The organism is Streptomyces sp. NPDC107522, assembly GCF_055657525.1.
This window is the reverse complement of sequence record NZ_JBVKAU010000011.1, coordinates 159,385-184,352: the sequence shown is the minus strand read 5'-3', so window position 1 is coordinate 184,352 and position 24,968 is coordinate 159,385. Positions and strand designations below refer to the sequence as shown.

Genomic DNA, 24,968 nt, shown 5'->3' with positions numbered 1-24,968 from the left:
ACCGAAGACAACAGCCGTGGATCGAGGAGAGAAGCTGTGAGCACCGAGAACGAGGGCGCCGCGGTACCCCCGGCCCCGTCCGCACCCCCCGTGCCGGTGGATGCTCCCGCTGCTCCTGCGTCCCAGGAGCGTCCGGCGCCCGAGGGCGATGCCGCCCCGACCGCTCCGCTCCCACCGGTACCGGACAGCGCCCCGGCGAGCTCCAACGGCACCCAGCCGTACGCCGCCCCGGCTGCCTCGAACGGAGCTCAGCCGCCCGCCCCCCAGGGCTCGGCCCCCGACGCCTCCTGGCCGCCCCCGCCGCCGCCCGGCACGCCGCCGTACGCCGGCAGCGGCGCCGCCGCAGGTGGTGCCGGTGCCGGTGCGGGCTCCGGCTGGGGTGCCACGTACCAGCAGCCGGCGCCCAAGTCCGGCCGCGGACGCGGTGGTCTGCTCGCGGCGGTCCTCATCGCCGCGCTGGTCGCGGGCGGCCTGGGCGGTGGCCTCGGCTACACGCTGGCCAAGAACGACGACAACACCTCCTCGACGACCGTCTCCGCCTCCGACAGCGGCGGCTCGTTCAAGCGGGACCCCGGCACCGTCGCGGGGGTGGCCGCCAAGGCGCTGCCCAGCACCGTCACGATCCAGGCCGAGAGCAGCAGCGGCGAGGGCGGCACCGGCACCGGCTTCGTCTTCGACACCGAGGGCCACATCCTCACCAACAACCACGTGGTGGCCGACGCGGTCGACGGCGGCAAGCTCACGGCGACCTTCCCCGACGGCAAGAAGTACGACGCCGAGGTCGTCGGTCACGCGCAGGGCTACGACGTGGCGGTCATCAAGCTCAAGGACGCCCCCTCGGGCCTCAAGCCGCTGACGCTGGGCAACTCCGACAAGGTGGCGGTCGGCGACTCGACGATCGCGATCGGCGCGCCCTTCGGCCTGTCCAACACCGTCACGACGGGCATCATCAGTGCCAAGAACCGGCCCGTGGCCTCCAGCGACGGCAGCGGCAGCAACGCCTCGTACATGAGCGCCCTGCAGACGGACGCCTCGATCAACCCGGGCAACTCCGGCGGCCCGCTGCTGGACGCCCAGGGCAATGTCATCGGCATCAACTCCGCGATCCAGTCCGCCGCCAACGGCCTGGGCGGCACCAGCCAGTCCGGCTCGATCGGCCTCGGCTTCGCCATCCCGATCAACCAGGCCAAGTACGTCGCCGAGCAGCTGATCAAGAACGGCGAGCCGGTCTACGCCAAGATCGGCGCCTCCGTCTCCACGGAGGACACCTCCGACGGCGCCAAGATCGTCGACCAGGGCGCCGGCAGCGCCGACCCGGTCGAACAGGGCGGCCCCGCCGACAAGGCCGGCCTCAAGCCCGGCGACGTCATCACCAAGCTCGACGACACGGTGATCGACTCCGGCCCCACCCTGATCGGCGAGATCTGGACCCACCAGCCCGGCGACAAGGTCACGATCACCTACGAACGGGACGGCAAGTCCCACACGGTCGACCTGACCCTGGGCTCCCGCACCGGCGACAGCTGACGCCACGGGCACGCGCGCGTAGGCCCGGCTCCGCCAATGGCCGAGGGGCACGCGCGCGTGCCCCTCGGGGAAGAGGTGGGGAACCGGGACGCGACGAGACGCGTCCTCCTGGCCGGAAGGCGCCTCTTCACCGAGTCCGCGTCGGTTCCCAGGGCGACGGCGCGGGCGGGCGGCCAGGGAGCTGTTCGTCAGGGCGCGGAGTGCGCGGTGCGCGGCGGGAGTTGCCGATCGGACGGCGGCCGTGGCCATACGTTCGGATGGGCTATCGTGCCTTCTCGATTTCGACTGTTCGCGAATGGGAAGCAGAGCCGCGAATGGGAAGCAGAGAAGGGGACGGTCTCGCGGTGACCGATCTGGGGCGGCTCGTCGCCGGCCGGTACCTGCTGGTGGAGCGGGTGGGCAGCGGCGGCATGGGCACCGTATGGCGTGCCGAGGACAAGCTGCTCGGACGCCAGGTCGCCGTGAAGAAGCTGCGCGTCCCGCCGCATCTGCAGGACGACGAGGTCCGCACGCTCTACGAGCGCACCCGCCGCGAGGCCCGCAGCGCCGCGCGGATCACCCATCCCAACGTGATCGTGGTGCACGACGTGCTCGACGACGAGGGACTGCCGTGCATCGTCATGGAGTACATACCCTCGGTCACGCTGAGCGACGTACTGAAGCGCCGGGGTGCGCTGCCCCTCGAGGAAGCCGCCCGGATCGGCCGGGCCATGACCGCGGCCCTGCGCGCCGCCCACGACGCCGGGGTCCTGCACCGGGACGTCAAACCCGCCAACGTCCTGCTCGGCGACGACGGGCGGATCGTCCTCACCGACTTCGGGATCGCCCTGGAGTCGGGAACGTCCTCGCTGACCAAGCCCGGCGAGCTGATCGGCTCCATCGGCTATCTGGCGCCCGAACGCCTCAAGGGCGCACATCCCGAGACCGGCCCCGCCAGTGACCTGTGGGCCCTGGGGGCGACGCTGTACCAGGCGGTCGAGGGACGGGACCCGTTCCGCCGACACACGCCCATCGAAACCGCGTACGCCATCGCAACGGACCCGTACGACCCACCGCGCAACGCCGGGGACCTGACCCCGGTGATCGAGGGCCTGCTCGTCAAGGATCCCGGTCAGCGCATGGACGTACACGAGGTCGAACGACGCCTGGGCGACCTGACCGGCACACGAACCGCGCGTCTCGATCCACCCACACGGCCGGACCGTGTCGACGACCTGGCGCCCGCCGGCCGTGGGAGCGGCGGCAACCGCGGTCGCACGATGGTGCGGTCGGTCCTCGCGGTGATCCTCGCTGCCTGTCTGGCGGGCGGCGCCGTGTGGTGGTTCAACGGCAGGTCGGATGACCGTCCGAGCACGCGCGCGTCCGGGTCCGAGTCGTCCACGCCGACCACGACCACCAGCCCCACCGTGCCGCCGCTCCCCGACGGATACCGCCTCGTGGAGCCGGACAGCGGCATCTCCGTGCCCGTCCGGGACGACTGGACCAGGAGCACGCTGCCGGGGGGTGAAGTCGCCTACATCGACCCGTCGGAACTGGTGGGCCTGAGGGTCAACGTCATCGAGTTCGCGGGCACCGATCCGCTGCAGCACTGGCGTGAGACGGAGGAGGAACAGACCGCCCGCGACAACCGCAACTACGAACGGGTGCGGATGGCCGAGACGACCTTCCGGGGACGCCCCGCCGGGTACTGGGAGTTCACCTTCGACGGCAGAGCACGCAAGTACCGGGCGGCGGAGCTGGCCTTCGCGAGCGCCGACGGCACCCAGTACGTGATCTACCTCTCCGCCCCGGACGCGCAATGGCACGAGTACCGCCCGGACTTCGACACTGCCGTCAACGGCGTCCGCCTGACCGACAAGGCGTGACGCCAGGGGGCCATCGCCGCCCATCGGGCCCACGAAACCCGCGCAACGCGCGGTGCCGGTACGCTGTACCCGCTCCGCCCCTGGTGGGCCGGGGCGAAGGTGGGTTGCCCGAGCGGCCTAAGGGAACGGTCTTGAAAACCGTCGTGGCGCGAGTCACCGTGGGTTCAAATCCCACACCCACCGCTTGTCAGGCGATGTAAGCGCAGGTGAGAAGGGGCGCCCGGATGTCCGGGCGCCCCTTCTCGCAGTCCCAAGGCGGTGCGTTGCCGGATCGGTTCGCGCGCTGCGGAGCTCGTGGCGCCGGGCCCAGGTGGGGCTCACGACTTCTTCGAGGCAGTGCGCTTGGCGGTTCTTCCGCCGCTGCTGCGGGTTCGCCCGGGACCGGCAGACGATCTCTTCCGCCTGTCCGCGGCCGGCTCCGCGTCTGCCGCCGCCTCGGAGGAGGCTGCCTGGGCGGCCGTTCCGGTCGGCCACGTGAACTCGATCTCCAGCTCGATCTCCCCGTCACTGACTTCGAGCTCGATTTCGCTGCGAAGGTCGGCAGGGATCCGCAAGCTCAGCTTCCAGGGGTCGATTTCCAGTTCGGCGTCCCCGCCCTGCCTGAGCGCTGCCGCGAGCGCCTCCAGCTGATCAGCGGCCTCAAGGCGTGACAGCGAGCGCTTCTGCTCGAGCTTGAGGTCCTTCATGGCGTCTCCGATCCAGCGTGAATATCAGATAACGCTCATTTTGGTACCAATCGCCTGGCCGGACATCTCGCTGAGAGACACCCGTCGACCCGGTCGTGCGCAGGTGCCCCCAACCCCCTTTCGCACTGCGACGGCGGCGACGTCTCAGCGCCCCGGCTCCTGAGCCCGCAGCAGCCGCACCTGCCCGATCTCCGCGGCGTTCTTCATCAGCTCGGCGTTCACCCAGCCGATCATGTGGGCGACGGTGTACTGCGGGTCGTTCGGCCAGGGGAACGGCGCCGTGGCGTCCAGGTCCGTGTCGTCGAGCCGGTCCAGAGCCGCCAGCCAGTCGGCGCGCAGGTCGCGCAGCCAGGTGACGGTCGCCTTCCCGTCACCGGGCCAGGTGACGTCGGTCCGATCCCGTGGCGGGCGGCCCCGCAGATGGTCGGTGGCCACGCTCCACCACCAGCCGATGTGCCAGCTCAGCCAGGCGATCGTCGGCACGGGCACCGGATCGGGCTCGGTCTCCGCCCAGTCCTGGACCCAGGTGCCGTCGGCGGCCTGCCGTACCGTCCAGCAGTGCGGCGCCGGTTCCCACAGGAAATCCTCGGGCCGAAGCCGGTCGAGGTGGTACTCGAACAACGCCCAGGTGACATCGAACTGCCACCGCATCAGCTCAGGTCGGGAAACGCCCATCGGCCGACCCTGGCATACGGGCTCCCCTCCGGGACAAGCCGTTTTTCGCCGCTACGGCCGCCCGGAGCTCGGAGTGCCGCTACAGCTCGTAGTCCCGCGCCAGCTCCTCCCAGGGAACCTCCCGCAGCGCCTCCTCCGCATCACAGCCGGACGGCACGTGCGGGGTGGGCTGGAACCAGATGATCGTGAGGGCGGAGCGGTAGAGGACCGGGTCGTGGTCGCGGTCGAGGGCCGTGGAGCGGAAGGCGCCGACGCAGGCCACCGAGGGCAGCACCTCGACCGGGCCGAAGGCACCCGCGTACTGGTCGGGATACTCGCGCGGCGGCGGGACGAGGTGTACCGGAGTGGAAGGGTGGTCCTGCTCGGCCGCGCGGACCAGGCCCTTGATCTTCATGTCGTTGACCAGCCTGCACGGGTAGCCCTCCAGCATTCCGCCGTACGTCGAGGAGAGCCGCAGCTCGGAGAGGTCGAGGGAGCGGCCGGACGTGAGGACGACGCGGGTCAGCGACATGGTCGGCACTCTAGGGCGGTGGTGCATCGAGCTCCCGTGAATTTCAAGGCCGCGTGACGTGCAAAGGCCACGTGACGTGCAAAGGCCACGTGAAGTGCGAAGACCTGTCGGGCGCCGGCGCCCGTTCAGAGCCGGTGCCCCGTCATCCGCGCCGCCGACCCGATCGTGGCCCGGGCCTCGCGTTCGGTCAGGCCTGTGTTGAGGGCCGCCTCGACGAGGGGCTCGACGAGGGCGGGGCCGATGCCGTCCTCGTAGGCGCGGCAGGCCGCCCAGAACAGGCGGGTGTTGCGCTGGCCTTCGTGGGCGGCGAGCACGAACTGGACGAGTCCCTGGCCGTGGCCGCCGGTCGCCGGGGGCGTGGGGTGGTGCGTGCGGGGTGGAGGGAGCAGAAGGCGCAGGAGGGCGCGCGGGCAGGGCGCGGGGGCGATGTGGGAGGTGCCCGGTGCGGTGCTGTAGACGCCGTGGTCGGTACGGGAGCCGGGGCCGACGAGGTAGCCGCCGGCGCCCCGGATGTCGATGCCGGGCGCGAGGCGGCCCGCAGAGTTGGGGACCACGACGTCGGGCGGGCCGGTCAGCCAGAGGTGGCGGCCGCCGCTCGGGGTCAGGACGACCACCGTGGGCGGAATCGTGAACAGGTGGCGCAGCGCCAGTTCGCGCAGGGCGGCCGAGGAGTCCGTACCGGACTTGGTGTCGAGGTCGATGCCGATCAGATGGTGGGGCGGCAGGCCGCATGCGATGCCGTAGCCCGTTGCCCAGGGGGCGGCCGCGAAGAGTTCGCGGATACGGGCGGGGTCGGTGGAGGCGTCGTAGACGCCGTGCCCGAAGCGGCCGCACTCGCCGTGGCAGGGCGCGGGATCGGGGTCGTCGCGGTGCGGGGAGCGCAGGGCCGGGAGCTTCGTCCGGGACAGGGGGATGACGGCCAGTCCGCGTTCGGCGGCTGACAGGGCGTGTGCGAGGGCCAGCGTCGTGGCCTGCCGGTCGGTGGTGGCCATACCTCTATGTTCGTACGAGTGTTCGAAAAAAGAAAGGGGAAATGGGTGCGCTCCGCCGGGCGACGCGCCGGTCGGCAGGGATTGGCCGGAAGTGAGCAGGAACGCTTCACCGCTTGGGGGACTTGGGGCAGAGCTGCCCGTACTGTCCCGACTCGTCAATGGAAGTGGTGAAAGGGGTTTATCGACTTGTCATCACGCTTGAGGGCGAATAGAGGCTTCCGGGGTGGTTCGCCGGGGATTCGGTGGGCAACTCTGATCTCGCGACGTCGTGCAGGACTCCGGGGCCGTCGGCCAACTGCCTTGGAGCGAGCAGTACTTCATGCACTACCTATGCGTCCGGCTGGGGAGCCTGGGCGCACCTGTTCTGGAGGAACAACATGGCAAGCATCCGTACCGCCCGCGTCATCGCAGCCGTCTCCGCCCTCCCGCTCGCCGCCGCTCTGTTCGCCGGCGTCGCCGCGGCGGACAACGGCGCCATCGCGGACGACGGATCCAGTGCGGCTGTCACGAACACCGCCCAGGGCCTCGTGGGCAGCGGGGTCGGCGGCGACAACTACGGCACCGCGTCCACCACTCAGCAGCAGGCGACCGGCTCCGGCGCCTCGAACCAGAGCAACACCGCCCACGTCAACGGCTCCGCGTTCACGGCCGTCAACCAGGGCAACGACAACGCGGCCGTCAACTTCACGCCGCTCTGGTGGTGAGCTGAGGGGGCCGGTGCCCCGGTGCTCACGCATCGGCCCCCTCGGATGTGTCTCGGGTGTGCTTGTGGGGTGTAACGCGCCTGCGCGGCGGTACTTCGGTGCCGCCGCGCAGGCGTTTTGTGCTGCGGCGCAGGCGCTTTGCCCTAGGCGGGCGGTGTTTTGGTGCTGCCGCAGGCGGCGTGCCGAGGGCCTCTCGGCGACCTTGACAGTGAGCCGTATCTGACGGACAGTCAGAAACCTTCGTGGGCCTCGCCGGCCGCCGCGCTCCGGAACGTTCCCGAAAAGTCGTGGGAGACGAGTGGGAACCGGATCGGCGGCTGCGGTGTACCAGAAGTGTCAGTGCGATGCGCCGTGGGGCGACGAGGCCGGTGAGGACGAGGGGGCGACGATGAGCCACGAGCCGGGAGCGAGCCACGAGATGGCGACGGGCGACACGCTCGAGACGCGACTGAAGGCCTACGAGGGCGAACCGGCCGCGGTCGCCCGCGCGGGCAAGGACCCCGTCAACGCGCCCATGATCCGGCACTGGTGCGAGGCGATGGGCGACACCAACCCGGCGTACTCGGGACCGGACGCCACAGCACCACCCACCATGCTCCAGGCGTGGACCATGGGCGGCCTCTCCGGCCATACGGGACGAGCGCACGCGTACGACGAGCTGCTCGGCCTGCTTGACGAGGCGGGCTACACCTCGGTCGTCGCCACCGACTGCGAGCAGGAGTACCTACGGCCCCTGCGGCCCGGGGACGAGATCACCTTCGACTCGGTGATCGAGTCGGTGTCGGAGAAGAAGACGACCAAGCTCGGCACGGGGTACTTCGTCACGACCCGCATGGACATCCACGTCGGCGCCGACCTCGCCGGCACCCACCGCTTCCGCATCCTCAAGTACGCGCCCATACGCCGGGCAGAGCAGCCGGACCGGCAGCAAAAGCCCCAGCGCCCCCGCCCCGTCGTCAACCGCGACAACGCCGGCTTCTGGGAGGGCGTCCGGCGACGCAGCCTGCTCATCCAGCGCTGCACCGACTGCGGCACGCTGCGCCACCCCTGGCTGCCCGGCTGCAACGCCTGCGGCGGCCTGGACTGGGACACGGTCGAGGCGAGCGGCGAGGGGACGGTCTATTCGTACGTCGTGATGCACCACCCGCCCTTCCCCGCGTTCACGGCACCCGACCATGCCGCTGACACGGCGGGCCCTTACGCGGTCGTGCTGATCGAGCTGACGGAGGGAGTGCGGATGATCAGCAACGTCGTGGGCGTGCCGTACGACAAGGTGCGGATCGGCATGCCCGTACGGCTCGAATTCCAGGTGTACGACGACGAGTTGGTGCTGCCGGTCTTCCGTGTGCGGGAGGAGGTCGCGTGAACGCCGGTGACGAACTGCCCCCGCTGGAGATTCCGATCACCCGCACGCTGATCGTCGCCGGGGCCATCGCCTCACGCGACTACCAGGACGTGCACCACGACCCGGAGTTGGCCCGCGAGAAGGGGTCCCCCGACATCTTCATGAACATCCTGACGACGAACGGCCTGGTCGGCCGCTACATCACCGACCACTTCGGACCGACGGCCGTACTGCGCAGGGTGGCCATACGGCTCGGGGCGCCCAACCACCCCGGCGACACCATGGTGTTGACGGGCACGGTCGAGGACGTCGACGGTGACACGGCGAGGGTCCGCGTGGTCGGCGCGAACGGCCTCGGCAGACATGTGACCGGCACGGTGACGGTCACCGTGCCGGCGGGGCCGGCGATCACCAGGTCGGCGGGGTCGGCGGGGTCGGCGGTCACCGGGCTCCCGGAGGGCACCGGCACTGCGGCGGCGGAGGGGCCGGCATGAGCGTGCACACGCGGGACGCCCTGGCCGGGCGGGCGGCGATCGTCGGTGTCGGGGCCACCGAGTTCTCCAAGGACTCGGGGCGCAGTGAGCTTCGGCTGGCCGTGGAGGCGGTGCGGGCCGCGCTGGACGACGCCGGGCTCACACCGGGGGACGTGGACGGGATGGTGACGTTCACGATGGACACCAGCCCGGAGATCACCGTGGCCCAGGCCTGCGGGATGGGCGAGCTGTCCTTCTTCTCCCGCGTCCACTACGGCGGCGGCGCGGCCTGCGCGACCGTGCAGCAGGCGGCGCTCGCCGTGGCGACGGGGGTCGCGGAGGTGGTGGTCTGCTATCGGGCGTTCAACGAACGGTCGGGGCGGCGCTTCGGCTCGGGAGTGCAGCACCGGGAGCCGTCGGCGGAGGGCGTGGCGCTCGGCTGGTCGCTGCCGTTCGGGCTGCTCACGCCGGCATCGTGGGTGGCGATGGCGGCCCAGCGGTATCTGCACACATACGGACTGACGCCGGAGGTGTTCGGGCATGTGGCGGTGACGGACCGCAAGCACGCGGCGACCAACCCGGCCGCGTACTTCCACGGCAGACCCATCACTCTCGCCGACCACGCGGCCTCGCGCTGGATCGTCGAGCCGCTGCGGCTGCTGGACTGCTGCCAGGAGACGGACGGCGGCCAGGCGCTCGTCGTCACCTCCGTCGACCGGGCCAGGGACCTGCCGCACCCGCCGGCCGTCATAGCGGCGGCGGCCCAGGGCGCCGGCCGGGGCCAGGAGCAGATGACGAGCTTCTACCGGGACGACCTCACCGGCCTGCCGGAGATGGGCGTGGTGGCACGGCAGTTGTGGCGGACGGCGGGGCTGGGGCCGGGGGAGATCGACGTGGGGATCCTGTACGACCACTTCACGCCTTTCGTGCTGATGCAGCTGGAGGAGTTCGGGTTCTGCGGAAAGGGGGAGGCCGGGGACTTCGTGGCCGAGGAGCGGCTGCCGCTCAACACGCACGGGGGGCAGCTCGGGGAGGCGTATCTGCACGGGATGAACGGCATCGCGGAAGGGGTGAGGCAGGTACGGGGGACGTCCGTGAACCAGATACCCGCGGCGGAACGGGTGCTGGTGACGGCCGGTACGGGCGTGCCGACGTCGGGCCTGGTCCTCGCCACCGACACGTGACCGGCCGACCCGCCGGTGCGCGGAGGATGCCGCAGCCCGCCGACGGGTGCCGTCGGCATGCTGCCCGTCGGATGCCGCTGTTCTGTCGCCGACGGATGCCGCCTGGCGTCCGCCGAGGCTTACCGCCTGCCGTCCTGCCGTCCTGCCACCCGCCGAGGCTCACCGCCTGCCGTCCGCCGACGCCCTCCGCTCCGCGCGGCAGAGGGAGGCGCAGCCGTCGGTCGACGTCCCGCCCCGCTGCCCACGGCTGCCCGGTGCGCACGGATGCCCGCTGCCCACAGAGCCTCGGTGCGCACGGATGCCCGCTGCCCACAGAGCCTCGCTGCCCACAGAGCCTCGCTGCCCACAGAGCCTCGCTGCCCACAGAGCCTCTGTGCCCGCGGCTGGCCGCTGCCCCCGGTCGCCCGCTGCCCACGGACGCCCCGGCCTGCGGCCGACGTACGACCCCCAGGGGTAATCCCGCAGTATGCGTCCCCCGCTCGTCCACCTTCAGGAGGTGGAGTCAGCCCCACCCCTACAACCTGAGGCGGACGCTGCTTCGGCACCTGCGGCCGATCCGCTGAAGCAGGGGCCGCTCATAGCGTGGAGCCATGACCACACCCGTCTGCACCAGCGCCTCCGACGCCGCGCCGCGGGCTTTTCCGAACGCGACGTACCCCTCCTTCACGTCGTACGTGCGGGCCCGCCAGCCCGTGCTGCTGCGTACCGCCCGGTCGCTGACCGCGAACCCGAGCGACGCGGAGGACCTGCTGCAGACCGCGCTCACCAAGACCTACGTCGCCTGGGAGCGCATCGAGGACCATCGCGCGCTGGACGGCTATGTGCGCAGGGCGCTGCTGAACACGCGGACGTCACAGTGGCGCAAGCGCAAGGTCGACGAGTTCGCCTGCGACGAGCTGCCCGAGCCGGAGCCCCTGCCCGGCCACGACGACGACCCCGCGGAGAAGCAGGCGCTGCACGACGCCATGTGGCGCGCGATCATGCGGCTGCCGGCGCGGCAGCGGGCGATGGTCGTCCTGCGGTACTACGAGGACCTCAGCGAGGTTCAGACGGCCGAGGTCCTCGGGGTGTCCGTGGGCACGGTGAAGTCGGCGGTGTCGCGTGCGCTGGGCAAGCTGCGTGAGGATCCTGAGCTGGGCCTCGTTCGATAGGCACTTCGACAGGCATCCGGTACCTGCGGCGCCGTCGGCTGGGGTGCCGCCCCCGGGCCGGTTTGTCAACGTGACCTGATCGATCAGCGGCCCCTAGTGACATACCGCGCGGTATGTGAGCAGAATCAGCGCAACCCAGACCACCGCGTAGGCAATGTCGCCCCGGGAGGATGCCGTGCTGAGCACCATGCAGGACGTACCGCTGCTGATCTCGAGGATCCTGACCCATGGGTCGACGATCCACGGCACATCGCAGGTCACCACCTGGACCGGCGAGGCCGAGCCGCACCGCCGTTCCTTCGCCGAGGTCGGTGCCCGTGCGGCCCAGCTGGCGCATGCCCTGCGCGAGGACCTGGGCGTGGCCGGCGACGAGCGGGTCGCGACCCTGATGTGGAACAACGCCGAGCACGTCGAGGCCTACTTCGCCATCCCCTCCATGGGCGCGGTCCTCCACACCCTCAACCTCCGCCTCCCGGCCGAGCAGCTGGCCTGGATCGTGAACCACGCGGCCGACCGGGTCGTCATCGCCAACGGTTCCCTCCTCCCCCTGCTCGCCCCGCTGCTCCCGCACCTCAAGACGGTCGAGCACGTGGTGGTGTCGGGCCCGGGTGACCGTTCCCTGCTCGCGGACGCCTCCGTCCAGGTGCACGAGTACGAGGAACTGATCGCCGGCAAGCCGACGACGTACGACTGGCCGGAGCTGGACGAGCGGCAGGCCGCCTCCATGTGTTACACCTCCGGCACCACGGGCGACCCGAAGGGCGTCGTCTACTCCCACCGTTCGATCTACTTGCACTCCATGCAGGTGAACATGACCCAGTCGATGGGTCTGACCGACGAGGACACCTCGCTCGTCGTGGTCCCGCAGTTCCATGTCAACGCCTGGGGCCTGCCGCACGCGACCTTCATGACCGGCGTCAACATGCTGATGCCGGACCGCTTCCTGCAGCCCGCGCCCCTCGCCGAGATGATCGAGAGTGAGAAGCCGACCCACGCGGCCGCCGTGCCCACCATCTGGCAGGGCCTGCTCGCCGAGCTCACCGCCAAGCCCCGGGACGTCTCCACCCTCGGCCAGGTCACGATCGGCGGCTCGGCCTGTCCGCCCTCGCTCATGCAGGCGTTCGACAAGCTGGGCATGCGGGTCTGCCACGCCTGGGGCATGACGGAGACCTCGCCGCTCGGCACGATCGCCCGTCCGCCGGCCCACGCGGTCGGTACGGAGGAGGAGTTCGCGTACCGCCTCACCCAAGGCCGCTTCCCCGCTTCCGTCGAGGCCCGCCTCACCGGTCCCGGCGGCGAGCGCCTCCCCTGGGACGGCGAGTCGGCCGGTGAGCTGGAGGTGCGCGGCCCCTGGATCGCCGGTGCCTACTACAACGGCCCCGACAGCGAACCCCTGCGCCCCGCCGACAAGTTCAGCGAGGACGGCTGGCTGAAGACCGGCGACGTCGGCACCATCTCCGCCGACGGCTTCCTCACCCTCACCGACCGCGCCAAGGACGTCATCAAGTCCGGCGGCGAGTGGATCTCCTCGGTCGAGCTGGAGAACGCGCTGATGTCCCACCCGGACGTCGCCGAGGCCGCCGTCGTCGCCGTCCCCGACGAGAAGTGGGGCGAGCGCCCGCTGGCCACGGTCGTCCTGAAGGAGGGCGCCACCGCCGACTTCGAGAACCTGCGCGCCTTCCTCGCCGACGAGGGCAAGATCGCCAGGTGGCAGCTCCCGGAGCGCTGGTCGGTCATCCCGGCGGTGCCGAAGACGAGCGTCGGCAAGTTCGACAAGAAGGTGCTGCGCAGGCAGTACGCCGAGGGCGACCTGGACGTCACCCAGCTCTGACACGCATACGGCGGCCGGGACGAGGTGGGTTCGTCCCGGCCGCCGAGTACTTCACTGCGGTACGGCGCCTTCCCGGCCGTACGCCCACCGAGGAACAGCGCCTTCACCGCCGTAGGACTCACTGCCGCCCGGCACCGTCACCGTCGTACGACATCGTCACCGCCGCCCCGCAGTCACCCCCCATCCCACCACCAGCCAGACCCCCGCCACCGCACACACTCCGCCCCACCCCCACTGCCCGAAGGCGAAGCCCGCCAGGGCGGACGCGGTGGCGCCGCCCGCGAAGCCGGCGACGACGTAGGCGCTGTTGGCGGTCGCGGGCGCGGACGTGGTGGTCAGGGCCAGCGTCTGGTTGGCCACGTGAGACGCGACCAGCGCGGCGTGGATGGCGACCGCGGCCACGAAGAGCGCGACCAACACCCGTCCGCCCAGCCAGAACAGCGGCACGGATACGGCGGCGAGCAGATACGCGGACCGTACGACCCTGGCGGCGCCGAAGCGGTCGACCAGGCCGCCCGCGAGCGGGGCAACGACACTCGCCGCCAGTCCGAAGAGGCCGAAGAGCCCGGCGGTCGCGGTCGAGAGGGCGTACGGCTCACCTGTCAGCAGCAGGGCCAGCGAGGTCCACAGGGCGCTCCAGGCGCCGTACATCCCGGCCTGCCGTATGCAAGCGCGCCACAGGTCGGGGGAGCGGCGTACCAGACCCGGCATCGCGGTGAGGCCCGAGAAGAGACCACCGAGGCCGCCGGTGCGGCGGGGGCGTTCGGCAGGCAGGACAGCGGCGGTCAGCAGGCCGAGGACGGCGGTGAGGACGGCCGCGCCCACGAACACCCACCGCCAGCCGAAGGCCTGCCCGGCGAGGCCGCCGAGGACGCGGGCCGCGACGATGCCGGTGAAGAGCCCGGCGATGACGGCGGCGACATGGCGGGCGCGGCGCTCGGCGGGGGCGCGTTCGGCGACGAGCGGGACCAGGAGCTGAGGGACGACGGTCGCGGCGGAGGCGACGAGGACCGCGGCCGCGAGCGCGGTGGTCCCCGTCGCCGCGGCACCCACGGCCAGGGCCGCGGTCGTGGCCAGCGACAGCACGGCGACCAGCGGACGCCGGCTCACGCGGTCGCCGAGCGGGGCGAAGAAGAGCAGGCCGGCGGCGTAGCCGAACTGCGCGATCGAGGCGATCCAGGCCACGGCCGAGGGAGCGGTGCCGAAGTCCTGCGCGATGACCGAGAGCAGCGGCGCCGCGAGGTAGATGTTGGCGGCGGTGACGGCGGAGCACAGGGCGATGAGGGGGAGGAAGAAGCGGGACGTCTCCGTCCGAGGGGCCGACGCCCGGAGACGGGGGGCCGTGGTGGTCGACGGCATGAGCGGAGGCACTCCTTCGAGTCGGCTCTAACAACTAACTGGTTGGTTGGAATACCTCAACAGTCTGCGCCTCTCACGAATTCCGTGTCAACCAAACGGTTGGTTACCTGCCCCGCTACCCTGAACCCATGGCAGTGAGGGACCCCGAGGCCACCAGAGCCCGGATCTTCGACGCGGCGGTCGCCGAGTTCGCCCGCCACGGCATCGCGGGCGCCCGCGTGGACCGCATCGCGGCCGAGGCGAAGGCGAACAAACAGCTCATCTACGCCTACTACGGCAACAAGGCGGAGCTCTTCTCCAAGGTCCTCGGCCGCTGCATGGTCGACCTGGCGGCGGCCGTCCCGGTCGACCCGGACGACATCGAGGGCTGGCTCGACCGGGTGATGGACTACCACGCCGCCCACCCCGAACTGCTGCGCCTCCTCTACTGGGAGGGCATTCAGTACGGCACGACCGAGCTGCCCGACGAGACCGAGCGCCAGGACCACTACGCCCACAAGGTCGCCGCAGTCCGGGACGGTCAGGAGCGCGGCGTCATCACCGACGCGATCCCCGCTCAGGACCTGCTGTTCCTGCTGGTCGCGATGGCCAACTGGGCCACCGTCGTGCCGCAGATGAGCCGCATCCTGGTGGGCGGCGAGGATCCCGACCGCGACCGTCTGCGCGCCTCGATCAAGGAGGCGGCGCGCAGAATCATCGCGCGCTGACGTACGTCACCCGGGCGCTCGGCGTCAGTTGGCCCCGATCCGGGTCAGTTGGTCCCGATCCGTGACAGCAGATCCACGATCCGCGCCTGCACCTCACCACTGGTGGACCGCTCGGCGAGGAACAGGACCGTCTCGCCGGAGGCCAGCCGGGGCAGGTCGGCCTGGTCGACGGCGGCGGTGTAGACGACGAGCGGCGTGCGGTTGAGCTGCCCGTTCGCACGCAGCCAGTCGACGATCCCGGCCCGGCGCCGGTGCACCTGCATCAGGTCCATCACGACCAGGTTCGGCCGGAAGTCACCCGCGAGCGTCACCGCGTCGGCGTCGCTCGCGGCCCGCGCCACCTGCATCCCGCGCCGCTCCAGCGTCGCCGTCAGGGCCAGCGCGATCTCCGCGTGCTCCTCGATGAGCAGGACGCGCGGCGGGTGCTGCTCGGTGTCCCGCGGCGCGAGCGCCTTCAGCAGAACGGCCGGATCGGCGCCGTACGCCGCCTCCCGCGAGGCCTGTCCGAGCCCGGCCGTCACCATCACCGGCACCTCGGCCGCGACGGCGGCCTGCCGCAGCGACTGCAGCGCGGTCCGGGTGATCGGCCCGGTCAGCGGGTCGACGAACAGCGCGGCCGGGAACGCCGCGATCTGCGCGTCGACCTCCTCACGCGAGTGCACGATCACCGGCCGGTAGCCGCGGTCGCTCAGCGCCTGCTGGGTCGTCACGTCCGGCGCCGGCCACACCAGCAGCCGCCGCGGGTTGTCCAGCGGCTCCGGCGGCAGCTCGTCGTCCATCGGCTGCGGGCGCGGGGTGTCGGCGACCTCGATGGCACCGCCCGGCCCGTCCAACGGCTCGGGTCCCTCGGCGGCGTTCTCGTCCGGCGCGCCTATGGCGTACGACCGCCCGGCGCCCTCGGTCATCGGCGCCAGCCGCGACTGCCCGGCCTGCGACGGCTGGGGCTGGCCGCCGAGCGACGGCTGTGCGGGCACGGGCTGCGCCTGCACCGGCTGTGCGGGCACCGGCGTCTCGGCCGGCGGATGCGGCCGCGCCGTCTGCTCCGCCGGGGCGGACGCCCGCGCGGCGGGGTCGGGCGGCGTACCCAGCTTGCGGCGCCGTCCGCCGCCACCGGTCTGGTGCGGGGGAGGCGTGGCCGACGACTGAGGCGGCTGCGGGAGCGCGGGCTGCTGCACCTGCGCCGCCTGCCGAGTGAACGGCACCCCCTGCCCCAACGTCCGCACACTGATCGCCCGACCCTGCGTCGAGTTCGGGTCGACCGGGGCGCCGGGCACACCCGGAGCGCCGGCCTCGGCAGGGAGGGGCTGCGCCGCCCGCTGCTGCGGGGCCGGGGCTGCCGCGGCGGCTTCGGAGGGCAGCGGAGTGCCCGGAGGCGGGGTGCCGGGGGCGGGCTGGGGCTGCGCCGCGTGCGGAGGCTGGGCCTGCTGAGGTGTCTGCGGAGTCGGCGGTACGGGGGTGGCGGCACCGATCGGCGGTACGGGAGCGTCGGCCGCGTGCGGGGGAACGGCGGGCGTGGCAGCGCCGTTCGCCGGTACGGCCGTCCCGGCGCCGGGGGTGGCGTCCGCGGCGGGCCACGGCTGCGGGGCCGGTACGCCCTGCGGCGGCGTGCCCTGCGCGGGGACGCCCTGACCGGGGGTCGCCTCGGCGGGCAGCGTCTGGCCCGGAACCGGCTGCGCGGACGTGACCTGACCGGGCACCGGCTGACCCGGTACCGGCTGCCCAGGAACCGGCTGCGCTGAGGTCGGCTGGCCTGCGACAGCCGGAGCCGCCTGCCCGGGCACGGCCACCTGAAGGCCCTGCCCCGAAGTGCCCTGCACGGGTGCAGCGGCGCCGCCCTGCACGGGCGCACCCTGAGCAGCGGCAGCCTGTGCCGCAACGCCCTGTCCCTGCACGTTCTGCGCCGGAACTCCCTGCGCGGGCGTCCCCGCAGCCTCCGCTGGCTGACCCACGGCCCGTCGGCGACGCCCGGTCGGCGCGCTGGTCGGATGCGGCTGCGGCGGGGTGTGGTCCTCGGCCTGGTCGTGCGGTACGGCGTCGTGCCGGCCCTCGTCGACGAGAACGTCACCGGGAGCGCCGTGCCCCGGAACCGGTGCCTGCCCCGGTCCCTGGGCCTGCGGCTGCTGAGCCTGCACGGGAACCGGAACCTGCCCCGGAACCGGAACCGGTGCCTGCCCCGGAACCGGAACCGGTGCCTGCCCCGGAGCAATCGGCGAAGCCGGAGACACAGCCGTAGCCGCAGGCACCCCAGCCCCAGCCGGAGTTGTACCCGCAGCCGGAGTCGAAGCCGGCTCGGCGCCGCCCTGCCCCTCCGCCCCGGCAGCGGCACCCCGGTCCGCCTCGGCGGGCGGCAGCGCGAACACCTTCCGGGGCCCCGCCTCCTGCGCCTGCGCGGCACCGCGCTCCGCCGCCGAGGCCAGGGCACGCCGACGCCGCCCGGTCGGCTGAGGAGCCTCGCCCGAGTCGGTCGTACCGGCCCCGGAAGGAGGCTGAGCGCCCTCACCGGCGGCAGGCAACGCAGGCGGCAGCGCGTGCTGCTCCCCGCCGTCACGCCGGGCGCGTCGCCCACTGGGCGCGGGCACGCCCTGCGGCGGTACGGTCCCGCCGAGGCCGCTGCCGACGGCCGCGGTCCCTGCCGCATGCTCGGCGGCGGTGACGACGGCCCCCTCGGCGACACTGTCCCCGCCGTCCTCGGCCGGTCGTCCGCGCCGCCGTCCCGTACCGCCGGAGACCTCGCCGCCGCCGTCTCCCGCACCCGGGGGAAGCGCCGTTCCCCGGGGAAGTTCCGTTGCCTGGGGGAGTTCCGCGGCGGCCGCGCGCCTGCGCCGCCGTCCGGTGGGCGCCGCACCCTCGGCCTCCGCGCCGCCCTCGGCCTCGGGAACGTCGCCGCTCTCCAGGAAGGCGTCGACGGAGGACCGCCGGGCCCGTCGCCGACCGCCGCCGGCACTCTGCTCGGCGCCCACGGCGGCACCCTCGGTCCCGTCACCGGCCTCAGCGGTAGCAGGGTCGGAGGCGGCGGGAACGGCCCCGGCCCCACCCCCGATCGGCACCTCGAGGACGTACGCGCTGCCGCTCATCCCGGGCACCTCGTGCGTCTGCAGCACGCCGCCATGAGCCCGCACGATCCCGCGCACGATCGGCTCGTGCACCGGGTCTCCCCCGGCATACGGCCCCCGCACCTCGATCCGTACGACCTCACCGCGCTGCGCCGCCGCGACGACCACGGTGTTGTCCAGGTAACCGCCCGCCGACACGGGCGAGTTGCCGGTCGCGTCGACCCCCGCGACATCCGCCACGAGGTGCGCGAGCGCGGTGGCGAGGCGCTGCGGGTCGACCTCGGCCTCGATGGGCGGCGCGTGCACGGCGAACTGCACCCGCCCCGGTCCGATGAGCTCGACGGCCCCGTCGACACCCGCGGCGACGACGGCGTCCAGCATCACCTTCGTACGCGAGACCTCGTCACTCCCGGCATCGAGCCGCTGGTACCCAAGAACGTTGTCGATCAGCGTGGTGATCCGTGAGTATCCGGCGGACAGGTGGTGCAGCACCTGATTGGCCTCGGGCCACAACTGCCCGGCGTCGTCCGCGGCGAGCGCCGCCAGCTCACGGCGAAGCTCGTCGAGCGGCCCGCGCAGCGAGCGCCCGAGCAGCGTCAGCAACTGCTCGTGCCGGCCCGCGAGCGCCTCGTACCGGTCCTTCTCCCGCTCCCCGAGCGCGGCGTACCGCTCCTCACCGGCGGCGAGTTCCTCCTGGTGCCGCTCCTGCAGCTCCTCGACCTCGGCCACGTGCTTCTGCCGCAGGGCGGTCAGCTCGGAGGCGTGCTCCTCGGCGAGCCGCTCCAGCTCCTCCTCGTGCCGCTGCTCCGCGGCGGCCTTCTCCTCGGCGAGGGTGTCGTAGGGCCGCCGGTCGGTGAAGGTCATCACGGCGCCGACGAGCTGGTCGCCGTCGCGCACGGGCGCGGTCGTCAGGTCGACGGACACCTTGTCCCCGCCCTTGGACCACAGCACCTGACCGCGGACCCGGTGCTTGCGCCCGGAGCGCAGGGTGTCGGCGAGCGGAGACTCCTCGTACGGGAAGGGGGACCCGTCGGCACGGGAGTGCAGCATGAGCGTGTGCAGCTCTCGCCCGCCGAGATCACTGGCCCGATAACCCAGTATCTGAGCGGCGGCCGGGTTGACGAGCACGATCCGCCCGTCGGTGTCGGTCCCGACGACCCCTTCCGAGGCCGCCCGGAGAATCATCTCGGTCTGCCGCTGCGAACGCGCCAGTTCGGCCTCGGTGTCGACGGTCCCGGTCAGATCCCGGACGACGAGCATGAGCAGCTCGTCACCGCTGTACCCGTACCCGTCGTAGGCCTGCTGCCCGTTCTCGAGATTCGCGGACGTGACCTCGACCGGGAACTCCGTCCCGTCCGTCCGCCGGGCCATCATCCGGGTCGGCTTGGTCCGCCCCTGCGGGTCCATGTGGTCGGGCCGCCGCATGGACCCGGGGATGAGCTTGGAGTCGAAGTGCGGCAGCAGATCGAGCAGCCCGCGCCCGACCAGAGCAGTCCCCGGCGCCTCGAAGGTCTCCAGGGCGATGGTGTTGGCGTTGACGACGGTCCCATTGGCGTTGACCAGCAGCAACGCATCGGGAAGCGCGTCGAGTATGGCTGCGAGGCGAGCAGCGCCTCGGGATGGCCTGCTGCTCACGAGACGCTTCCTCCCTGTTACCGCACCTTGCCGACCGCTCGGGCCATCTTGCCAACCGGCCCGCAGCGTGTCACGCGAGGGAGTCTAAGGGCTGGGGTTGCGCTCGCGACGCCGGATGAGAGCGAGGTCGCACGACGAAGTGACCCAGAACGTATGACCGCCTGTGCGGAAGTCCTGCCCGCGGTCCTGCCCGCTTCCTTCCAGCACCCTTCCGGCTTCGCGAGACCTTCGCGGGACATTTACGGAGCCGCTGCTTCCCCCTTGGAAAGCCTGTACGAAAGCTGTACGGCCGACGTACCGGAGCCCCTGCTTCACGCTCCCGCGAGGGAGGGCGACGGGGGGGCCGGGACCGGTCACACCACGACCGCCCCTCCGGCACAGGACCTCACTACACGACAACCGCTCCGGCATACGACCGCCCCGCCAGCCTCGATCGCCCCTCCTGCCACGGCCGTCCTCCGGCCTACGGCCGCCCCTGCGGCCGCAGATCGGGAAGAACGGGCACGAGCCGGTCCCACCGGCCGATCTGGCACCCGTCACTGCGGTCGTACCTGGCGTCGACGGGACGCCCGGCCCAGGTCCCGGTGACATGAGCGGTGGCCGGCCCGCCGTACTGCATGGTGCAGAAGCTGCCGTCCGGTACGGGAGCGAAGGCGTCCTTGCCCCACCGGGTGCCGCGATCGAGCGCGGCGCAGGCATCGGCGGCGTCGGGGTGGTCGCCACCGCCGGGGTGGCAGTACAGCTCGTAGGTCCCGTCCGCAGCGTCGCCGGCCTCGCGGACGGTGATGGTGAGGTGGTCGCCGGAGCGGCCGGGGCCGTGGCTGGACGGGAGCGTCAGGGGGAAAGGGAGGGGCGTGGCCTGGGCGGACGCGGAGGCGGGCGCGACGGAGGTGGAGCCGACGGCGACGAGGGATCCGGCGGCGACGAAGAGGAGCCGCCGCAGGCGCCCGGCCGAGGCGGAACGATTGACCTGCAACATGACCTGACCAACGCCGCCAGGCCCCCCGACGTTGCGCCGCGCGCAGCACGCCGGGAAGGGCTTTGCCCTGTGGCCTCCCTGCCTAGTACCGTGGACGTCGATTGGTGACACCCCGCTCGACTGTGTCATCATCTGCACGCACCAATCGCGCTCGCGCGAGCGGCTGTGCTGGAGGCGTCGCCTAGTCCGGTCTATGGCGCCGCACTGCTAATGCGGTTTGGGCCTTAAAGCCCATCGAGGGTTCAAATCCCTCCGCCTCCGCGCTCGATCACGAAGCCCCGGTCCACTGGACCGGGGCTTCGTCGTTTCCAGGCCCCTGGCGTTCCGCCTCCCAGGGCCATTTCTGCAGGTCACAAGGGGTATGGCAAACGGATTTCACATGGCGGCGCCGGTCATGTAATGTTCTTCCTGTCGCCGCGAGCGGGCCGGAAGGGCCGGGAGCGGAGGGAAAACAGAACAAGCACTCGTAGCTTAACGGATAGAGCATCTGACTACGGATCAGAAGGTTGCAGGTTCGAATCCTGCCGAGTGCACATAGGTCAGAGGCCCCGGAGAGATCCGGGGCCTCTGGCGTTTCCGGGGGCGTACGGCGGTGAAGATCTCCGAGGGTGTACGGCGGTGAGGGTCGGGGAAAGCGTGTCGCCGCCGGCTGCGGCAGGACCGTACCGTCGTCCGCATGAAGCTGTTGTCCGTCAATGTCGGCAAGCCTCGGCCCAACGCCTGGAAGAAGCTCAGCGCGACGGGCATCCCAAGGGCACCGGAGCCGTGAGGACCTCGACGGGTGGGAGGCCGAGCTGGGTCGGCCGCTGGCCAACGGTGTCTTCGGGGAGAACCTCACGACGCTGGGGCTCGGCGTCAACGGCGCGCTGATCGGGGAGCGTTGGCGCGTCGGGGCCGACGTGGTGCTGGAGGTGTCGTGCGCGCGGATCCCGTGCGCGACGTTCCAGGGGTGGCTGGACCGGGACGGCTGGATCAAGCAGTTCACGCGGGCCGCCGTGCCGGGGGCCTATCTGCGGGTGATCGAGCCCGGTGACATCCGTGCCGGTGACCCGGTCGAGATCGTCCACCGGCCCGCTCACGACGTGACGGTCGCCCTCAGCTTTCGTGCGATGACACTCGAACCGGACCTGCTCCCGCGCCTGTCGGCCGCCGAGGCACTGCCGGAGGAGATCAGGGAGCTGGTTCACAGGCGTACGGCCGGACCGGACACGCACCTCGGCCCGTAACCCGTACCCGCAACCCCGCCTGCCTGCCCGCCCGCCTGTAGCCCCGCCCCCTACAACCCCGCCCTCACAACTCCTGGTCCCCGAACGCCAGCGCGTCCAGATTCCCGTCGAAGTCATCGCCCAGACCGGCCACGGTCAGGAACATCCGCTCCAGCGGGCCGGCCGACTCCGCATCCGCCCCCGCCCCCTGCCGCACCGTCTCCGGCGTCTGCAGGGCCTGTTCCGTCCAGATGCACTTGCCCGTCGGTGTGTACCGCGTCCCCCACCGCTGCGACAGTGCCGTGACCAGCTGAAGTCCCCGGCCCCCCTCGTCCGTCTCCGTCGCCCGGCGTATGCGCGGCATCGTCAGGCTGCCGTCGAAGACCTCGCAGATCAGGTCGGCGCCATGAAGCAGACGGAGACGCAGAGGCCCCCTCGCATGCCGGATGACGTTCCCGACGAGCTCGCTCGCCAGCAACTCGGTCGTGGGGGTCAGGGCGTCGAGGTCCCAGGCCGCGAGCTGGTCGCGGATCAGGGCGCGGGCCTGTCCCGCTGCTCTGGGGTCGTCGGGGAGGGGCCAGGAGGCGATGCGGGAGGTGGGCAGTGCGTGGAGGCGGGCCAGGAGGAAGGCGGCGTCGTCGGCCGCCTGGTGGTGGGAGGGGAGCAGGGTGGAGGTGATCCGCTCGCAGAGGTGCTCCAGGTCGGCCGCCGTGCCGTCGGCGTGTGAGGTGCGCAGGACGTCCGCGAGCGCGGCCATGCCCTCGTCCATCTCGCGCTTCGACGACTCCACCAGGCCGTCGGTGTAGAGGACCAGCAGACTGCCCTCGGGGACCGGGATCTCTGTCGTCTCGAAAGGGGGTTCCGCCGCGCCCAGGGGTGGGTCGGCCGACAGGTGCGGGAACGTCACCGTGCCGTCCGGGTGCAACAGGGCCGGGGGCGGGTGGCCCGCCCTGGATATGGAGCAGACGCGGGTCGTGGAGTCGTACAACGCGTACAGGCATGTCACGTACGACTCCTCGCCCATGGCGCCGACGATGTCGTTGAGGTGGCTCATGATCTCGTCGGGCGGCAGTTCGAGGTCGGCCAGGGTGTGGACGGCCGTGCGCAGGCGGCCCATGGTGGCTGCCTCCGGGAGGCCGTGGCCCATGACGTCGCCGACGACCAGGGCCACCTGGCCGCCCGAGAGCGGGATGATGTCGTACCAGTCGCCGCCCACGTCCATGCCCTGGCCCGCCGGGAGGTAGCGGGCCGCGGCCGTGCAGGCGGGGAGGGCGGGCAGGTCGCGGGGGAGCAGGCTGCGCTGGAGTTCGCGGGACCGGGTGTGTTCGGCGTCGAAGAGGCGGGCCCGTTCCAGGGCCTGGGCGACCAGGGCGCTGGTCGCGGTGAGGAGGGTGCGCTCTTCGTCGGTGAGGCGGCGCGGGTGGTCGAAGGTGACCGCGCAGATGCCGAAGGTGTGGCCCGAGGCCGTGAGGGGGAGGAGCGCCCAGGCCTGCTTGCCGGCTCGGGCGGGCAGGTCGGCCATCTCGGGGTAGCGGGCGGCGAACTCCTGCCGGGAGGACATGAACAGCGGAGCGCCGGCCAGTATCGCGTCCCACAGGGGGCTGGGCTGCGTACGCTCGCGGCCGTCGAGTACGGCGAGAATGTCGTCCGGGTAGCCGACGGAGCCGACGGTGTGCAGCCGGTCGCCCTCCACTGTCTGCACCACCAGGCCGGTCGCCTCGAACGGCGGCAGCACCCTGCGGGCGACCGCGTCGACCACGTCCTTCGAGGTCGTCGCCTTGGCGAGCGCCGCCGTCAACTCTGCTATGCGCGTGGCCCGTTCGGACGCCGCCCGCTCGGCGGAGCGGCGCTCCTCCTCCAGCCGTCGCTTCTCGGTGACGTCGGTGAAGTAGATCGTCCGGCCGTCGGGGCCGGGGACGAGGCGGAGATGGCACAGGCGGCCGTTCGGCAGCCGTACGTCGAAGCTGACCGACTTCTCCGCGGCGGCGGCCTGCCGGCAGCGGATCTCCAGGCCGGGCACCTGCTCGGCGGCGGGCAGGTCCCACAGCAGACGGCCGAACAGCTCCTTCTCGGAGAAGCCCAGGGTGCGCTCGGCCTCCACGTTGGCGAAGGTGATCCGCCAGTCGTCGTCCATCGCCAGGAAGCCGTCGCTCATGTGGCGCAGGGCCCGGCCGAGCGCGTCCCGGGCGGACCGGGGCTCGTTGCTCTCCCAGCCCACGCCGATCATCCGGTGGGGCTCGCCGCCCTCGTCGTACGTCGCCCTGGCGCGGGCCTGGGTCCAGCCCCAGGTGCCGTCGAGTTTGCGTACCCGGTACTCGGCCTCGAAGACGCCGCCGGTGCGGATCGCGCGGTCCGCCGCGGCCAGCGTCGGCGCGAGGTCGTCGGGGTGGACGCAGCGCATCCAGTCGTCGACCTTGCCGGTGAAGTCCTCCGGCCGGGTGCCGTACAGCTCCAGGGCCGCCTCGTCCCAGATCAGTTCGCCGGTGCGGATGTTCCAGTCCCAGGAGCCGACGCTGACCTCCTTCAGCGCCCGGCGCAGGCGCTCGCCGTTGCGCTCCGGCCGGTCGGGCCGTGAGGGACCGGTCGGCGGCGGGGCCTGGACCATGCGGTCCTCGGTCCAGGCGATGACGGCACGCAGGAACTCCCAGTGTTCGCGGGAAGGTTCGCCCTGGTCGCCCATCAGGACGCTGAGTGCGCCGGTGGTGCGGTTGTTGCTGTACATCGGCAGCGCGGCCAGGCCGGTGCCGGGCCAGGCGGCGTCCGGTGCGCCGACCGCGCCGGCCGGGCTCAGCGGGACCCAGACGCCGTTCCCCTCGTGCAGCGCGCGGGCCGGGGCCGGCGGGCCCTCCTGGTCGATGATCTCCCAGCTGCGAGTGAGGGCGGGAGGGAGCCCGGCCGTCGACACCAGGCGCAGCGCGGACATCGGGCCCCGCAGATGGATCATGCCGCCGAGCGCGCCCAGTTCGCCCACCGCGTGCTGCAGGGCCAGCCGGAAGACCTCGCTCTCCGCGACACCGGGGGCCACCGTGCCGAGCAGTGCCAGCCGAGCGTTCATGTCGCGGACTTTACCGTTCCAGACTCAACCG

General features: G+C 72.1%; 17 protein-coding genes, 3 tRNA genes and 1 pseudogene. 13 read left to right on the top strand and 8 right to left on the bottom strand.

The window, feature by feature from the left end:
• Positions 1-36: 36 nt before the first annotated feature.
• The 3 genes from ACZ7L6_RS30300 (at position 37) to ACZ7L6_RS30290 (ending at position 3,575) form a co-directional block, all read left to right on the top strand.
• Entirely contained in the window at positions 37-1,527 is a 1,491-nt protein-coding gene (locus tag ACZ7L6_RS30300) for a S1C family serine protease (RefSeq protein WP_471929318.1), read from the top strand.
• A gap of 314 nt (positions 1,528-1,841) precedes the next feature.
• On the top strand, positions 1,842-3,392 hold the full coding sequence (locus tag ACZ7L6_RS30295) for a serine/threonine-protein kinase (RefSeq protein ID WP_471929316.1): 1,551 nt from the start codon (positions 1,842-1,844) through the stop codon (positions 3,390-3,392).
• A gap of 98 nt (positions 3,393-3,490) precedes the next feature.
• Positions 3,491-3,575 (top strand) — tRNA-Ser (locus tag ACZ7L6_RS30290).
• 134 nt (positions 3,576-3,709) lie between these two features.
• Here ACZ7L6_RS30290 and ACZ7L6_RS30285 read toward each other — a convergent pair.
• From ACZ7L6_RS30285 to ACZ7L6_RS30270, 4 genes are all read right to left on the bottom strand, one after another.
• On the bottom strand, positions 3,710-4,078 hold the full coding sequence (locus ACZ7L6_RS30285; protein ID WP_471929314.1) for an amphi-Trp domain-containing protein: 369 nt from the start codon (positions 4,076-4,078) through the stop codon (positions 3,710-3,712).
• A 144-nt stretch (positions 4,079-4,222) separates the two neighbouring features.
• Entirely contained in the window at positions 4,223-4,753 is a 531-nt protein-coding gene (locus ACZ7L6_RS30280) for a DinB family protein (protein ID WP_471929312.1), read from the bottom strand.
• A gap of 79 nt (positions 4,754-4,832) precedes the next feature.
• Complete coding sequence (locus ACZ7L6_RS30275) at positions 4,833-5,264, bottom strand: hypothetical protein (RefSeq protein WP_471929310.1); 432 nt, start codon at positions 5,262-5,264, stop codon at positions 4,833-4,835.
• A 125-nt stretch (positions 5,265-5,389) separates the two neighbouring features.
• Positions 5,390-6,256 (bottom strand): bifunctional DNA primase/polymerase, encoded by an 867-nt coding sequence (locus tag ACZ7L6_RS30270; protein WP_471929308.1) that lies wholly within the window; start codon positions 6,254-6,256, stop codon positions 5,390-5,392.
• Between the two features lie 377 nt (positions 6,257-6,633).
• Between ACZ7L6_RS30270 and ACZ7L6_RS30265 the strand changes: the two genes are divergently transcribed.
• The 6 genes from ACZ7L6_RS30265 to ACZ7L6_RS30240 all read left to right on the top strand — a co-directional run bounded on the left by ACZ7L6_RS30265 (position 6,634) and on the right by ACZ7L6_RS30240 (position 12,944).
• A complete protein-coding gene (locus tag ACZ7L6_RS30265) occupies positions 6,634-6,960 on the top strand; it encodes a hypothetical protein (RefSeq protein WP_471929306.1) in 327 nt (108 codons plus the stop codon).
• A gap of 388 nt (positions 6,961-7,348) precedes the next feature.
• Positions 7,349-8,326: a bifunctional MaoC family dehydratase N-terminal/OB-fold nucleic acid binding domain-containing protein gene (locus ACZ7L6_RS30260; RefSeq protein ID WP_471929304.1), complete on the top strand. Its 978-nt coding sequence runs from the start codon at positions 7,349-7,351 to the stop codon at positions 8,324-8,326.
• The gene (locus ACZ7L6_RS30255; RefSeq protein WP_471929302.1) at positions 8,323-8,799 is read left to right on the top strand and encodes a MaoC family dehydratase; all 477 of its coding nucleotides are present in this window, start codon (positions 8,323-8,325) and stop codon (positions 8,797-8,799) included. The genes ACZ7L6_RS30260 and ACZ7L6_RS30255 overlap by 4 nt, the downstream gene beginning before the upstream one ends.
• Positions 8,796-9,962 carry a lipid-transfer protein gene (locus ACZ7L6_RS30250; RefSeq protein ID WP_471929300.1) on the top strand — a complete coding sequence of 389 codons (1,167 nt, stop codon included), beginning with the start codon at positions 8,796-8,798 and terminating at the stop codon, positions 9,960-9,962. The genes ACZ7L6_RS30255 and ACZ7L6_RS30250 overlap by 4 nt, the downstream gene beginning before the upstream one ends.
• A gap of 590 nt (positions 9,963-10,552) precedes the next feature.
• The gene (locus ACZ7L6_RS30245; protein ID WP_471929298.1) at positions 10,553-11,113 is read left to right on the top strand and encodes a SigE family RNA polymerase sigma factor; all 561 of its coding nucleotides are present in this window, start codon (positions 10,553-10,555) and stop codon (positions 11,111-11,113) included.
• 154 nt (positions 11,114-11,267) lie between these two features.
• Entirely contained in the window at positions 11,268-12,944 is a 1,677-nt protein-coding gene (locus ACZ7L6_RS30240; RefSeq protein ID WP_471929296.1) for a long-chain fatty acid--CoA ligase, read from the top strand.
• 156 nt (positions 12,945-13,100) lie between these two features.
• Here the strand turns inward: ACZ7L6_RS30240 and ACZ7L6_RS30235 are convergent, their stop codons facing one another.
• Positions 13,101-14,303, bottom strand: coding sequence for an MFS transporter (locus tag ACZ7L6_RS30235; protein ID WP_471929294.1), 1,203 nt, complete (start codon positions 14,301-14,303; stop codon positions 13,101-13,103).
• A 128-nt stretch (positions 14,304-14,431) separates the two neighbouring features.
• On the opposite strand from ACZ7L6_RS30235, the gene ACZ7L6_RS30230 reads away from it, so the two are divergent.
• The gene (locus ACZ7L6_RS30230; RefSeq protein ID WP_471929292.1) at positions 14,432-15,010 is read left to right on the top strand and encodes a TetR/AcrR family transcriptional regulator; all 579 of its coding nucleotides are present in this window, start codon (positions 14,432-14,434) and stop codon (positions 15,008-15,010) included.
• 44 nt (positions 15,011-15,054) lie between these two features.
• Here the strand turns inward: ACZ7L6_RS30230 and ACZ7L6_RS30225 are convergent, their stop codons facing one another.
• On the bottom strand, positions 15,055-19,698 hold the full coding sequence (locus tag ACZ7L6_RS30225) for a hybrid sensor histidine kinase/response regulator (RefSeq protein WP_471929290.1): 4,644 nt from the start codon (positions 19,696-19,698) through the stop codon (positions 15,055-15,057).
• A 463-nt stretch (positions 19,699-20,161) separates the two neighbouring features.
• Positions 20,162-20,677, bottom strand: coding sequence for an SSI family serine proteinase inhibitor (locus tag ACZ7L6_RS30220; protein ID WP_471929288.1), 516 nt, complete (start codon positions 20,675-20,677; stop codon positions 20,162-20,164).
• Positions 20,678-20,847: 170 nt separating this feature from the next.
• Here ACZ7L6_RS30220 and ACZ7L6_RS30215 point away from each other — a divergent pair.
• The 3 genes and pseudogenes from ACZ7L6_RS30215 (at position 20,848) to ACZ7L6_RS30205 (ending at position 21,903) form a co-directional block, all read left to right on the top strand.
• A tRNA-Ser gene (locus ACZ7L6_RS30215) sits at positions 20,848-20,938 on the top strand.
• A gap of 199 nt (positions 20,939-21,137) precedes the next feature.
• Positions 21,138-21,210, top strand: a tRNA-Arg gene (locus tag ACZ7L6_RS30210).
• 143 nt (positions 21,211-21,353) lie between these two features.
• A pseudogene (locus tag ACZ7L6_RS30205) lies at positions 21,354-21,903 on the top strand (MOSC domain-containing protein).
• Positions 21,904-21,967: 64 nt separating this feature from the next.
• Here the strand turns inward: ACZ7L6_RS30205 and ACZ7L6_RS30200 are convergent.
• A complete protein-coding gene (locus ACZ7L6_RS30200) occupies positions 21,968-24,937 on the bottom strand; it encodes a SpoIIE family protein phosphatase (RefSeq protein ID WP_471929286.1) in 2,970 nt (989 codons plus the stop codon).
• Positions 24,938-24,968: the final 31 nt, after the last annotated feature.